Genomic DNA, 14024 nt, shown 5'->3' with positions numbered 1-14024 from the left:
GGACAGTTGGGGCATCCTGCCTTCTCGGATCAGAAGCCCTGCTTTGAAGGTAAAGACCGTTGTTCGTGGCCCCCGGCATGGTAGATCCTTCTTGTCGTTGTGAGGTCGGCGGGTAATCAAACTTGCGTGATTCCTTTCGCGAGGGCCGTGCTGCCGTCAACGCCTAGCGGGCATTAGACGGGTTGGGAGAGGCTAACTGAGTGACGTGGGGGTTAGGCCCGCATTTAGCTTCAGTCCAAAGCCGGCGCGGAAGAGCGGAACCGCCATGTCGAACGGCACATCTTCCCGTGAGGCCTCGATATCGGCCATGGACGACGGAAGGTCAAAAGGAAGGCTTCCCCTGAACGCGGTACGTCCAGTAAGTGCATCCAGCAAAACCTCGTCGCTACAGCCAAACTCACCGATAATGGCTGACGCAACGCCGATAAATTGGGTGAGCACTGCCGGGCGTTCCAGGTATACCGCGAGGTAGACCGGGGCTTTTTTGGCATACGCGTCAATGCGCTCCACCGTCTCCTGGGAAAATTCGAGGGTCCCGCCATGGAAGAAGTCGCCGAGCGAGCCGCGACCGGGTTCGAAGGGCGCGTCAAGCCTCACCACAATGGCCTCAGCGTCCACGTCATTGTCAACGACAATTAGCTCGTTGCCTACATTTTGGGCTGACAACCCGTCAAGATACACACGGCTTCCGTGCCTAATGGGCAGTAAGGCCTCGTCTGCAGTGAGCAGCACCAGCGAATCTTTTTGAGCTACAACTCCTCTCTCGACGAAGACTGGCGAACCACACACTTCCAGGGTCCTTTCCAGATCCACACGCCGGTGTTCGAAGGCTCCCAGCCGAAATTTCTCACGCAGGAGCCGCAGCACTGATTGGTCGATGCGTTCTTCCGTTATGCGGCCGGAGTCGATGAGCTCCTCGATAAGGGCTGGGTTGCGGTCGCCACCAAACTGGTCCACGCCGACGTCTATTGCGATGGCAGCGCGTTCCTTCGGGTCGAGATGCTCAAGTCCCCAGCCATTTGGACCGAACGACAGCCCGCCGATCTGCTCTGCCTCAAGTAAATTCCAGTCTGTTAGAACGACGCCGTCGAAACCTAGTTCCTTTCGCAGGATGTTCTGTACAACAGGGGCATTGAATGCAAAGCCGACTTCTTCCCAGGATGTTCCCATCGGCTTCCCGTAGTACGTCATAACCTGCGATGCCCCTGCCGCAAATGCGCGCCGGAACGGGGCCAGATGCAGGTCCTGCATTCCCCCGGGGTACACCTGTTCCGGATATCGCGGATCGTGGGCGTCGTCCCCTTTGAGCTGAGGGCCTGCACCCGGGAAGTGTTTCACGACGGCAGCCACCGACTGCGGGCCCAGATGGGGCCCTCCCCGCAAGGCCTCAATGAACGCTGCGGTGAGCTCGGAGACGCGTTCGGGGTTCTCGCCAAAAGTCCCCGAACCGCGTGACCACCGTGGTTCACTGAAAATATCTGCCATAGGCCCGAGGAAGACGCGGATTCCCATGGCCAGCAATTCTTGGCGCATAGTGTCGGCGTAACTGCGGACGGTGGTAAGTTCTCCAGTCGCGGCGATTCCGGTGGTCTCCGGCCAGCGCGAAAGACTTCCTAGCGCCTGCCCGGTAAACGGATTACTACGGAAGCCATGCCGGGGGTCTGTCGAGAGGGTGACTGGGATAGCTAGCCGGGTTCCCTCGGCAATCTCCTGTAGAGTATTGTGCCATTCCGCAACGGAGAGACTGTCTTCGCCGGCGAGCACATTGAAGTGGGTGATGCCGATGTTGCCAACGTAAAGTTCCGCAGCAGCGAGTAGGCCACCATCACCTGGCGTGGTTGATGGGTGAAACATCAAGGCCGCTTTTTCAGCGACTGTCATGCGGCTGAGCCGGTCGTTCGTGCTGCATTCAAAGCCGCCGCCGAAGTGGGCTACTACCTCATGGCCCATCCCGTCGCCGGCACTAAAGGTGGAGCCGCCGCGATTGTCGAGGCACTTGCCAACGTACCCACCGACGGCGTAATCGTAATCGGGGTGCCGGATCAAGATGGCGTGTGCGAAGCATGTGACCGCATCGCACTACCTGCTATCGCAATTGATGATACAAGTCGCACTGTCCGGTTTCCGACGATTTCTGCACAGAACCGGGAGGGTGCCCGACTTGCGGTCGAGCATCTGATTTCTCTTGGCAGACGGTCGATCGCGCTGCTGCGACCAAACATCGGAGTGGAGACGGACAACTGGGGTGACGGGCTGTTCATTGACCACCGCACCCTGGGTTACCGGGACGCCCTGGATTCGGCCGGAATTGCCTTCAACGAATCGCTGATTATCGACTGCACTGATCCCTTCAACGAAACACGAAAGCACTGGAGGGAACTGGAAGCCGAACTTTCGACAGGCGTCAGAATCGACGCCATGTTCTGCGCTGCAGACACTATGGCGGCTGCCGCCCTACGGACCCTTCGTGCCCACGGGTTGAAAGTGCCAGAAGACGTATCGATCGTAGGTTTTGACGATGAGCGCGCCGCCATCCTGGTCGATCCGCAATTAACCACAATCCGGCAGCCCTACGAAGAGATGGGTTGCTACGCGGTTGAGTTACTACTGCGTAAAATTCAAGGCGAACACGTCGATATCCGCCGCTACGAGTTCGTCACGGAACTCGTCCGACGATCATCAACTGACGAGCCCGAGAGATTAGCAAAACCTGACGGCACAACGTAATGACCCGAAACCCGTCGGGGTTCGGCAGGCACAGCCGGAGGGTATGACTGAGCGCCTCGCGGCGGTAGACGGCGGTCGTCGTGACACGTCGGACGAGTGCGCAGGGTGTTGCGGCAGGCTTTTAGCTTCTTTAGGACAAGCGCGAACTCAGATATATTGCAGTCTCGGTACGCGCAAAGTGGCCTATGGTTAGCCCCCTGTCGACTCTTAGAACCCAAACGATCACAGGCACGTCGAAATCCTGTTTCTGAACCGATTCCCGCCCGACAATGCTCGGCCCGATTTGAAGGGAAAAATACGGCTGGGGTCTTGGTTGGCCAAACTAGTTGCTGGCCTGGGCGCCCTCTATTACGTCGTACAGTGCGGTCTGATGGTCTATATGCTGTAGTTCGTCAAGCCTTCTCCGCGACGTGAGAAAGGCAGGATCCTCATGCCAAGCCTCCCAGTCCTGTCGGCTTTTCCAAGTCCCGATGATGACACGAGTGTTAGGTGCGTCAGAGGGGGCGAGCAACTGACCGGAGATCCACCCCACCCTATCCCGGGCTGATCTGAAGCGCTCTCGGATTAGTTGGTCCCACTCCTTCTCTGAGTTCGATTCAAGCTGCATAGTGCTAACGACGGTTATCATGCGACCTCCTCATAAGGATCCACCTCTACCACGAACGGTTAGTAGGTTCTTAAGGTTAGTTGCGGGCCTGTAAACGAAACAAGAGTGGCACAGAAGGGAGTCGGTTTCGTAAGACCCGCTAAGGGATTCGGAATTTTCCCTTTTGCTGCGCCACAACCTTGGTCGTCCACCAGCCATAAAAATGCATCTACCGAGGGGACCCGCTCGACTTTGGAGCAGGTCCCCTCGATCATTGCCGAAAGAGCGGGTGCCTTACCGAAGTTTCTTACCGCTGTGCCAGCACTCGTTTCTTCTCTTTGGAACGGATAGATACTACTAAAGCGATGAGAAAGACCACGAACGTGCCGATCATGACGTACGGCAGTGCGTTCAGAGGTGCAGGACCGGGATTTATTATGCCGTTGAGGTATAGCCACAAAACAGTTGCTGAGGCTAATGCTGCTCCGACGTTGACGATGAAAGATCTACTGCCCTTGGTCCGGTTCAGTAGAATGGCGCCGCCAATACAAATGAGGAAGTAAGGGATCACCCAGAAATAGACCAGCAATGTCGCGATGTAGCCGTTGATTTCCAATGGGCTCGCTGGAGTAAGCCAAAGCAGCAAGGCTGGTCCGATCAATGAGGGAACCCCGATGAAAGCGATGGCAGCGCCGGGGCTTTTGTGTAGCTTGTTGACCTTGACTAGTGAAGATGGCAGGAGTCCATCGGATGCGGCGCTGACAACTACGCGGGATCCGTAGTTGAAGAATCCGATAAGGCTGGCGAAGATGGCTACTGCCAGAACGAGGTCGCTGACGTTGGACAGAAATCCAACGCCTGCCGCTTCTGCAAGTACTGCGTTGGGGGAGATGCCCAGGGCGAGTTTGTCGGCTGCACTAACAAGGGTCGGTACCTGAATCACCGTGCCGGCCAGATAGAAGAGACCTATGCCGACGGGAATGACTATGATCGCGCGGGGTATGTTGCGGTTGGGGTTTTTGGTTTCGGCGCCGAGCGCGGCGCTGCCCTCGAAGCCGATGAAGTATGCCGAACCGATCGCCAGGCCCTGGAGGAAACTGTTGAGCGTGAAGTCGTTGAGGCTGAACTGTCCCGCCAAGTCGACGTTTCCGCTGAACGCGGTGGCTATCGTGATGACCAGCATCACCGGCAAGGAGATGACAGTAAGAATAACGCTGGATCGGACTGAAAGGTCAATCCCCCGATATGCAATGGTCATAGCTACCAATGTTGCTACCACGTAGATCAACAGTTGAATTCCTGGTCCCGCCGCGTTTGCGACCCCTACCGACACTAGGAAACTTCCAAAAAAGACCCCCACTCCCACGATGAGCGACATGATCGCGACAATGTAGCCCGGGATCATCGCGGCGGCGATGACGAGGGTGCTCCATGAACCGAACGCGTGGCGAATGTAGGAGTAAAGCGACCCGGTTCCAATGAAGCGTCGGGCGAACACGGTAATGAACAGGCCAATGAGGGTGAATGCCACCACCGAGGCGGCCATCGCCAGCCACGAGGACCGCCCGGAGTAAGCGGCAAGGTATGCCGGCACTTGTGCCAGACCTACAGCTGGAACGAAAGAGGCTATAGAAAGGCCCATCACCTGACGTCCGGTTAAATGCCCTAACTGCAGGCCAGGGTTGGCAATATCACCCCCCGTCCTGCCTGTTTGGGGACCAACGGCCTCTCGCTGGCTCTCAGAAGAAGAAACTTGCAATGCAATACGCCTTTCAAATAGCTCGAGGAGCCGTTTGGCCACCATACTCGAGGTTTCGACAGCAGATGGTGATCGACTGCGAGATTTGGGAAAGTGCCTTTTCGTCCACCTTCAACACATCCTCCCGGGGAGTCCTCCATGACTCATTAGCACCCCGAAGGAAGACCGGCCTAGGCGCCGCGGCCTTGAATGCCCAGCGAGCAGATCGCCCGCCCTTTGCAGCCCTGCCTGCTTCTGTTCAACTGGATGCCTGCCCTCTATAACCGCAGCATTCGCTACACGGCGAAAAAGCGCTGACGTAAAGTTGTCGTGCTCCCCCACCAAAGACCAAGGGAAGCCGCTGACTCATGATCTTCTTTTTTTTGGGCAAGGAATCGCCATAGACGGCAGGATAAAATTTTTCCATCATTTTGACTGGACATGGCCTTGACAAGGACAAGTGTCCATGTCAGGGACAAAGTGCGATGTGTTCCGGCCCCCCTAGTCGCGCAAAAAATAAACCCCATTGACATGGACAGCTGTCCATGTATCAATAGGGTGATCACTCTCTCGAAGACGAGAATGCTGATTGTCAGCAGACAAAGGAGTTGGAATTGGTGTCATCAAAACTAGCCACCCCCCTTAGTATTCAAGGTGAAGTTATTTACCCTGATGACAGCGGATTTGATGCCATCGCGAATATTTGGGACGGCCGTCATTTGCAGCGGCCGTCGCTAATTGCCCGGTGTCTGAGTGCGGGCGACGTTGCAAAGTCCATCCGCTACGCATGTGACAACGGCCTGGAGATCTCGGTTCGATCCGGTGGCCACAATCCGAATGGCTATGCGACCAACGACGGTGGCATCGTCTTGGACCTCAGACTCATGAACAGCATCCACATCGACACCGCCGGGAGTCGCGCGCGGATCGGGGGTGGCGTAATCGCTGGCGATCTCGTGAAGGAGGCGGCCAAATTCGGTCTAGCGGCAGTCACCGGCATGCATCCCAAGGTCGGGTTCTGTGGACTAGCGCTCAATGGGGGCGTCGGCTTCCTCACCCCCAAATATGGTCTCGCCAGTGACAATATCTTGGGAGCGACTCTGGTGACCGCAACTGGTGACGTTATCTACTGCTCTGATGATGAACGCCCGGAATTGTTCTGGGCGGTCAGAGGTGCGGGCCCCAACTTCGGTGTCGTCACAGAGGTCGAGGTCCAGCTCTACGAGCTACCGAGGAAGATGCTCGCCGGATTCATTACCTGGGCCCCCTCGGTCAGCGAACTCGCAGGGCTCCTGACATCCCTCCTTGATGCGCTCAATGAAATGGCGGATCACATCTACCCCAGCGTTTTTGTCGGCGTGGACGAAAACAGGGCACCTTCCGTTACAGTATGCGTGGGGCACCTCGGAGGGCTCGATATCGCTGAACGGGACATAGCACGGCTTCGGAGTCTGGGTCGGACGGTGTCCGATTCGATCGCCGTCCGATCATATGACGAGGTAGTGGCTCTTAACGCTGAGGTGGGCAGTTTCGAGGACGGAATGTCCAATCTCTGGATCGACCGGGAGATCGCGATGCCGAACGCTCGTTTCGCCGAAGCGATTGCAGGCAATCTTGACAAGTTTGTTAGTGAACCCGCAAGCGGAGGCTCCGTCAAACTGGAGATCGAGGGAATGCCGTTCGGAAACCCCAAGGGGACGCCCGCTCGACATCGCGATGCGATGGGCGTGCTGGCCCTGGCGGAATGGAGCGGGGCGGCTCCTGGAAGTGAAAAGTACCCCGAGTTGGCACGTGAACTGGACGCCGCGCTCCTTCGCGCAGGCGTGACGACTTCTGGGTTTGGACTGCTAAACAACAACTCAGAGGTCACAGCAGAGATGGTCGCCGAAGTTTATAAGCCGGAAGTTTATTGTCGTCTTGCGGCAGTCAAAGGTGAATACGACCCTGAGAACCGTTTTCGTCACAACTACAATATAGATCCCGAGGGATCTTGAAACAGCCCCACCGCCACTGCACTGACTGCGGGTGCTTTGACGGATTAAGAAGAAGTGGGAGCTACGGGAAAACTATGCCGTCTCCTGCGATGCTGAACGCAGTTATACCGCTGGCCATGCACACCATTGAAACGCCCTAGCTAGTGTGATCATTTAAGCGCGAGGAGCGACCTTCACTGAAGGTAAGCCATAGTGCCGGCTAACTTTGCCGTTCAGGCTTCATTACCCCTGGCACAACCTGCACGGAACGGGCTACCAAAAGCTGTAGCGTTCTGGCATCTGAGCAGCGTCTGACCTTAGAAGCATGGAGAGCCCGGCCGCAGATGTCGCCGTTTCAGATCTGGTGGCTCGTCTTGTGAAAGGGACCGTGCATCAGATCCTGTCTTCTACGACTGACGGCAGGCCTCCATGCGGGTGAGCGGCGGGTAAGCCCTGCCGCCGAATGGCGCGTCGCACTTGAGCTGACTAAACAAAAGCTTTCCCCTCTACATACAGAAGGTGATACCTATGTCTGAGTCCTCGTTAACTCTTCCTGGGCGGAAGGGCCTGCGGGCCCGCGACACCGTTGCTATGTGTACACCCCTCTTGAACGTCGTTTTTGTCGTCGCTGGGTCAACGGCCGGGGCACTCGGCATTTGGGGCGCCGCAGTGGTGTGCATTGTGCTTGCCGTGGTATCACTGTTGCAGAACTATCTTTTTGCAGAAATGGCTGCAATGTTCCCCGGCAAACCAGGTGGGGTCGCTCTGTTCGCAGCGGAAGCCTGGAAACAATTCTCTCCATTGCTTGCATCGGTTGCCGCGTTTGGCTATTGGTGCGGCTGGGGGCTGTCTCTGTCTCTGGCTTCTTTGCAGATCGGTCAAATTGTCACAGCGCAATGGTTCCCCGCAGCCACGAACCTCGACGTTAATCTGGGTATTGCCTCCATAGGTCTACCCCAGATACTGGCGGCAGCAGTTATGATCACGGCCGTGGGTGCCAACCTCTTGGGACTGAACGCAACCGTAAACCTGAATAAGGTGGTCGCCGCGGCCATGGTCTTCGTCCTGGCGGGATTGCTCGTACTGCCGGTGTTCTTCACTGAATGGTCGACAGCGAGCTTCAGCTTTAATCTTCTCGGCGAAGGAAGCAGCGTAGTGTCCGTGCTGGTTTGGATGTACGTGGGTGCTTGGTCGATTTACGGCAGCGAGCTATGCGCCACTTTTGCCCCCGAGTACCGCCGGCCCGTGCGTGATGTCAAGCGTGCGCTCAAGACCATGGCGATGATTTATATTTTGGTCTACGCACTTGTACCGGTAATCACCGCCGGCGCGATTGGGGAGCAGGGAGTCGTCACCGATCCGGTGAACTTCGGTGTCAATTTCTACTCGCAGATGCTCGGTGAGCCCGCAGGCGGAGTAGTAGCGGTCATTCTGGTTGTTGCCACCTTTGCCGCACTCTTGTCTTCTTCGGCGGATGCCTCCCACGCTCTGAAGGGCCTTGCCCAGGAGAAGCTGACCATCAGTCAGCTCGCACACACGAACCGGCGGGGTGCTCCATCTGGCGCATTGGTCTTCACACTGGTCGTAAACCTCGTTGTGCTCTTCTTTGTGGGCAACATAGTGGCAATTATTATCGCCGCCAACCTTGGCTACATGATTTCCGTTACCCTTGCCACGGCCGGCTTCCTGATCATGCGCAAAACTCACGCTCACATTCCGCGCCCCATCAAACTGGGACGTTACTGGGTCCCTGTCGCAGTCGCGGTTACAGCTTTCAACGCAACCATCCTCATAGCCGGCGCATTCAATCCGGGTCTTGCCGCCGGTGGCCAGGGAATGGAAATCCTCATCGCCCTCCTCCTACTTCTTCTCGGCGGCCTGTTTTACTGGGTCCGGTGGCGCTTCCAGGCAACTAAAGTTGCTGATTACAAGAGGCACTCGGCCCAATAGCCTGAGCGGAAAAAGACGTCGGCAGAAAGGGGCGCATCCCCATAAGGAGCAAGGGTTATAGTCCTACCCGATCGAGGTATGCATCTACGAGGTTGTCGCAGAGGTCCTTGTGGCGAGGGTCGGATGGGTCGGCAAAGTACTGAAGACTGCATCCATCCATGATCACAATCAGCGCCCTAGCAACGTTTCGAGCAGCTATGGTCTGCTTCTGTCGCTTTGCGGCGGCGACCAGCAGTTTTGAGATTTCCTTTTCGTAGTCGCTGTAAACGGTGCGGGACAGATCACCGTGATGCGGGTTACGCTTCGCCCAGATCCCTATTTCAAATTGGGCCAGGATATTCAACTCGTCTGAAACCATCTGGGCCCAAAACAAGTCCATGACCCGATGCGCGATAGCTCGAACGTCCTCCGAGCCGTCGACCACGCGCGGAATGGACCGGACCAGTTGCTGAAGCAGCTCTGCGGCAGCTGCCTGCATGAGCTCATCTTTGTTCGTGAAGCAAACGTGCACGGCTGCTAGAGAAGCCTTCGCTTCGCTGGCTATCGTTCTTAGGCTGGCACTTTCGACTCCATCCCGCCTAATTACACGAATAGCTGCGTCGATGAGCTGTTGGCGACGATCCACCGTGGAAATACGCAACTTGTCTCCTTGCCCCTGGACTCAGGTCTACTCTAAATGCCGTAGCGGTCCCATGAGGGTAGTCGCCCGGTTGGACCGTTCTGGTTTGGCCTCACAGCAACGCGGATCAATTGAGGGAAGTAAGCGTTCGGCGTGTAGCGGAGACGGTGCGGCATCCCAGGTGGCAAGTCCACAAAGACCATTCGGGCTGAACTTCCGGGGTGACCTCACAAGTGAGTGCTAAAAGCCCTGGAAAGCCAGTATCGGGACTCCGCGATTCTGCCCCTGCCTATTGGTGCGCCTGCACCGAAGACGATGGTCAATCCGTATTTGCAAGATGAGGAGCTTTCCGGCCGAATCGTGCGCAGAAAACCGTACACCCCAATCTGACGTCAGACGGCTGGCTTATACTCGTCAGAATAGGCTACGGTTCCGCTTTTCTTGACACTCGGTGTGGAGGTTCTTAGATTCAAACCTGACACGGAGTAGGAGATGCCATGGCTGGACAGCGAATCGGGTATGTACGAGTCAGCACCTTGGACCAGAATGAACAACGCCAGCTCGATGGAGCGGTTCTCGACAGGATCTTCCTTGATAAGGCCTCGGGCAAGGACACCGCCCGCCCTGCGCTGACAGAAATGTTGCGCTTCGCCCGTGAGGGAGACACTGTTGTAGTGCACAGCATGGACCGGCTGGCACGGAATCTGGATGACCTGCGTTCCGTAGTCAAAGCGCTCACCGGAAAAGGCGTGCAGGTGGAGTTCGTCAGGGAGCACCTGCTCTTCAGTGGCGAGGACTCCCCTATGGCGAATCTCATGCTCTCGGTCATGGGGGCCTTCGCTGAATTTGAACGCTCCCTGATCAAGGAACGCCAGCGAGAAGGCATTGCCTTAGCCAAGCAGCGAGGTGCCTACCGCGGGCGCAAAAAGACGCTTACACCCGAGCGGGCCACCGAGCTGGCGCAGAGGGCAGCCGATGGAACACCTAAATCGGTCCTCGCGAAGGACTATGGAATCAGCCGGGAAACGGTGTATCAATACCTCCGCCAGGCCGACCGTTCCTGATCTGCCATCCGTTTCTGACTGCTGACGTACGCAGACTACTACCCAACATATGGGTGCTTATCGGCGTTGCGGGCGTTCGGAAAGCTCAGTCTTCTGGTTCTATGCCGGGTTCGGCCCATTCGAGTGCTGCCACGACGTGGCCTTCATTGGGCAGGACACGCTTCTCGTCTGCCGGGAGTTTGTCGTAGGTGTAGGCAGCGACCGCCATCGGTGAGGTTGAGCGGCCGAGGCTGTAGCGTACGCTGCGTTCGTTCTTGGCGCCGCAGATGAGAATGCCGATTGTTTCGTTGTGGTGCTCGCGGCGGAGCATGTCATCGACGAGGGCGACGTAGAAGTTAAGTTTGCCGGCGAACTCTGGCTGAAACTTCCCTGTCTTGAGTTCGATGACGACGTATCTGTTCTGGTCCATGTGGAAGAACAGCATGTCGACGTAGTAGTCGTCGCCGTCGACGTCGAAGTGGACTTGCCGCCCAACGAAAGCGAATCCTGGTCCGAGTTCGCGCAGGGTTTCGGTGATTCGACTGGTCAGAGCCAGTTCCAGTTCGCGTTCAGCGACCTCCCCCGACAAGCCCAAAAATTCGAAGTTGTAAGGGTCCTTCGCGATTTGTTGGGCAAGCTCGGTGTCTTGCGCAACAAGCTGTTGCGCGAAGTTGGACGGAGCTGCACCGGTCCTTTCAAGGGTTCGGTTCATGATCATGTTCAGCAGGACATTCCTGGACCACCCGTATTGGACGGCTGCTGCAGCGTACGAATTACGTTTTTCCTGTGTGTCCACCTTGTCCAGCAGGACAGTGACGTGGCCCCACGGCAATTGCGCAACAGCTTGTTGCGCAATTGGTCCGCCTTGCCAGGCTCCGGCGAACGTGGTCATGTACTGGATGTTGCGCGGCGAAAGGCCTTTCATCTCCGGGAACTCTCTGCGCAAGTCCTCGGACAGCTTCTTGATAACTCCGCTCCCCCAGCCCTGCTGTTCCTGCTGCCGCCGGACGCCCTGGCCGATCGTCCAATACAGCTCGATCAGCTGGGTGTTAATGGTTCGGAGCGCCGTCGTCCTGGCTGCCTTGACGGTCGCTTTTAGGTCCTCGAGCAGTTCCACGTAGCCAGCGGGCAGGTCCAGTTCGCGCGAGTCTGTCATCATTCCACCCTAATGCGAGCCACCGACAGGCACGGTGGACTCAATTGTCCAGACGCTGTCTGGACAATTGAGCCTACGGGTTTCTAGCAGGCGGTTGGGTCGCCGAAAGGCAGGGAGGTGCCGGCGATGAGCCAATGTGTTCCGTCCCAGTGCATTGAGTACCGGATCTTCCAGTTCGAACATGTTTGGCCGGTCCCGCGGTAGGCATCGGCCGCGTTCTGGATGGTCTGAAGATTCACATCGGCGTTCAGATCGTCGGCTGACGGCGTGCCGGTGACATCAATGACCTCAGCTTTCGTCCAGTAGGAGGAACCGAGGTCCTTGCTCCATGTCGAGGCGTCCCCGAAAGTGGCCTGCAGCTCGGGCGTGAGGAGTTTGAAGGCTGCTGTGTAGGCGGCTCGATTGATGCCTTGACCGTGAAGGAGCAGGCTTTGGCCTACGCTGCGGGCTTGGTCATGGTCTGCCGAGACGGTAAAGGGAAAGAATCCGGAACCTGGCGCCGGAGCGTTTCCGCAATCCTTGAACGCCACAGGGGTGGACCTGGATTTCCACTCGTTGACGGCCGCGGCAACACGGGGTGCGGTTACCGCGTAGGCGATGCCTTCGGCCCTGGTGTACTCATCAAATTCGATGGTTACAACAATGCCGGCTACCTGGCCGTCTTGGGTGATGAGTGGTCCTCCGCTGTTGCCATGGTTGATAGCAGTGTCTGTTTGGATCAGGTTTCGGAGAACCCGGTCCCCTATGTCCTGTTCGGTGTCGAGGGCGCTGACTGTTCCTTTGGTGAAGGTGAACGGGCGGCTCAACGGGAACCCCAGGGCTGCTACATCGGTCCCGACCGGGGGCTCGCTGCTTCTGAGCTGAAACTGATGGCCTTGGATCGGCCGGTCGGTTCTGACAAGAGCGATATCCGCTACATCATTCGTGCCAACAACGGTGGCATTCACCGATGTTCTCCCGAAGGCTACGCTGATCGAGGTAGCATCCTGGACAACGTGCGCTGCAGTAACCACCAAGTCAGGTTCGATAAGAAAACCAGTTCCTGTACGCCAGGATTCACACGTCGTGACAGAGAGCTGGCCCACGCCGGGCTGGACATCAGCAACGACATCAGGCCATGCACTCGGTGACGGGGCGGCGCTTGTGCTTGTCGCTGCTGCGGTGGTCGGTGCGCTTTCGGTGGGCGGAGTGGGTTGAACGGTGCTTGTCGGCGGCGATGTCTGCGGGGACGTGCCGGATCCGTTAGTGCAGCCTGTAGCCCAAAGACATAGGCTCAAGGACGTGACAACCGTGCAACGGATGAAGGGGTTTGGTTTGTTGCTCATCAACTACCTCCCAAGGCTGAGAAGAACAGCTGCCCGAGCGACCCCTCTGTTGTGTCCGCTCCTGCAACTGCCCACAATAAATATGAGTCGGGTAAGCCGCCGTCAGATGCGCTTGATCATGGAGGGAAACGGGAGACCTTTCCCATGATTCAAACCAACGGCCGTTTACTCGACTCGTGTCCCAGCAAGCACATCGTAACCCCGAGGGATCCTGTCTATCTGGAAAAGCTTTCCTGGCGGGCGAGTCGACAGCAGGGCCGCAACAGGATCTTTCCCTGGTAGCCGGTGACCGGCAGCAGCGTCCCATGCCCCCCTGCGACTTCAATTTTTGCCGTCATAGTCCAAAGTTCCTTGGACGATTGCTTCGGCCAATGTGCCGCAGCTTGTGGCACTATGGGCTTCGCATCACTTCCTTGTCCTGACGGGATGCTCATCTTCCAGCGATGGAGCTTTGAGGGTTATGGCTGGGTCGTTCTGACGTCGGGAAACCAGCCGTGGGGTGCTTTGCGGGGTTCGAGGTGTTCGGGGTCTCGGTGTTCTTTCATGTCGCAGTTGTAGAAGGGTCCCTGCGGGTCCAGAAGGACGCGCATGTGGTGATCTGCATGATCCCTCCACCAGACACTCATACCGGTCGCTGGATCCAGGCGCAGGTGCTCCCATGAACGCCACAGAGCCGCTACACGGGAGACGGCTTCCGGGTGGAAATACCAGTCGATGCACCACTTGGCGGACTTTCCCGTGACGCTGCGGACATAGGTGGGTAGCAGCTGCTCATGGAGGAATTCTTCGGCTGAGCCGTAGACGAGCTCCGGTTCTTTCTCCGCGCTCTGGTCAGCTGCAGCTGCAGCCGGGGCCGGTGTGTCCGTGTCGTAGAGGTCAAAATCAGTTGCCACGTGGGGTGCCCTTT

Annotated in this window: 11 protein-coding genes; 4 read left to right on the top strand and 7 right to left on the bottom strand. The window is 57.3% G+C overall.

Going from position 1 to position 14024, the window contains the following annotated elements; genetic code table 11:
* Nucleotides 1–192: 192 nt before the first annotated feature.
* Nucleotides 193–1854 (bottom strand): glycoside hydrolase family 3 N-terminal domain-containing protein, encoded by a 1662-nt coding sequence (locus tag HAV21_RS17355; protein ID WP_243753354.1) that lies wholly within the window; start codon nt 1852–1854, stop codon nt 193–195.
* Here HAV21_RS17355 and HAV21_RS17350 point away from each other — a divergent pair.
* The gene (locus HAV21_RS17350; RefSeq protein ID WP_021474521.1) at nt 1846–2727 is read left to right on the top strand and encodes a substrate-binding domain-containing protein; all 882 of its coding nucleotides are present in this window, start codon (nt 1846–1848) and stop codon (nt 2725–2727) included. The genes HAV21_RS17355 and HAV21_RS17350 overlap by 9 nt on opposite strands.
* 322 nt (nt 2728–3049) lie before the next feature.
* On the opposite strand, the gene HAV21_RS17345 is transcribed toward HAV21_RS17350, so the two are convergent.
* Entirely contained in the window at nt 3050–3355 is a 306-nt protein-coding gene (locus HAV21_RS17345) for an antibiotic biosynthesis monooxygenase (protein ID WP_021474522.1), read from the bottom strand.
* A 265-nt stretch (nt 3356–3620) separates the two neighbouring features.
* Entirely contained in the window at nt 3621–5117 is a 1497-nt protein-coding gene (locus HAV21_RS17340) for an APC family permease (RefSeq protein ID WP_225740123.1), read from the bottom strand.
* Between the two features lie 551 nt (nt 5118–5668).
* On the opposite strand from HAV21_RS17340, the gene HAV21_RS17335 reads away from it, so the two are divergent.
* Both HAV21_RS17335 and HAV21_RS17330 read left to right on the top strand, forming a co-directional pair.
* On the top strand, nt 5669–7045 hold the full coding sequence (locus HAV21_RS17335) for an FAD-binding oxidoreductase (protein ID WP_031217263.1): 1377 nt from the start codon (nt 5669–5671) through the stop codon (nt 7043–7045).
* Between the two features lie 507 nt (nt 7046–7552).
* Complete coding sequence (locus tag HAV21_RS17330; protein WP_082038892.1) at nt 7553–8974, top strand: APC family permease; 1422 nt, start codon at nt 7553–7555, stop codon at nt 8972–8974.
* Between the two features lie 55 nt (nt 8975–9029).
* Here the strand turns inward: HAV21_RS17330 and HAV21_RS17325 are convergent, their stop codons facing one another.
* Nucleotides 9030–9614, bottom strand: a complete 585-nt coding sequence (locus tag HAV21_RS17325) for a TetR/AcrR family transcriptional regulator (RefSeq protein WP_016359483.1) — start codon at nt 9612–9614, stop codon at nt 9030–9032.
* A gap of 476 nt (nt 9615–10090) precedes the next feature.
* Here HAV21_RS17325 and HAV21_RS17320 point away from each other — a divergent pair, with 476 nt between their 5' ends.
* Complete coding sequence (locus HAV21_RS17320; protein WP_142940240.1) at nt 10091–10657, top strand: recombinase family protein; 567 nt, start codon at nt 10091–10093, stop codon at nt 10655–10657.
* 85 nt (nt 10658–10742) lie between these two features.
* Here HAV21_RS17320 and HAV21_RS17315 read toward each other — a convergent pair whose 3' ends face one another.
* The 3 genes from HAV21_RS17315 to HAV21_RS17305 all read right to left on the bottom strand — a co-directional run bounded on the left by HAV21_RS17315 (nt 10743) and on the right by HAV21_RS17305 (nt 14010).
* Nucleotides 10743–11792 (bottom strand): PDDEXK nuclease domain-containing protein, encoded by a 1050-nt coding sequence (locus HAV21_RS17315; protein WP_142940239.1) that lies wholly within the window; start codon nt 11790–11792, stop codon nt 10743–10745.
* A gap of 83 nt (nt 11793–11875) precedes the next feature.
* Nucleotides 11876–13117, bottom strand: coding sequence for a serine protease (locus tag HAV21_RS17310; RefSeq protein ID WP_142940238.1), 1242 nt, complete (start codon nt 13115–13117; stop codon nt 11876–11878).
* Nucleotides 13118–13575: 458 nt separating this feature from the next.
* The gene (locus HAV21_RS17305; RefSeq protein WP_142940237.1) at nt 13576–14010 is read right to left on the bottom strand and encodes a DUF4913 domain-containing protein; all 435 of its coding nucleotides are present in this window, start codon (nt 14008–14010) and stop codon (nt 13576–13578) included.
* Nucleotides 14011–14024: the final 14 nt, after the last annotated feature.

It is taken from the genome of Paenarthrobacter sp. MSM-2-10-13, from assembly GCF_011605365.1.
In the GTDB taxonomy this organism is placed as follows: domain Bacteria; phylum Actinomycetota; class Actinomycetes; order Actinomycetales; family Micrococcaceae; genus Arthrobacter.
The sequence above is the reverse complement of the archived record's forward strand: the minus strand, read 5'-3'. Positions and strand labels throughout refer to the sequence as shown.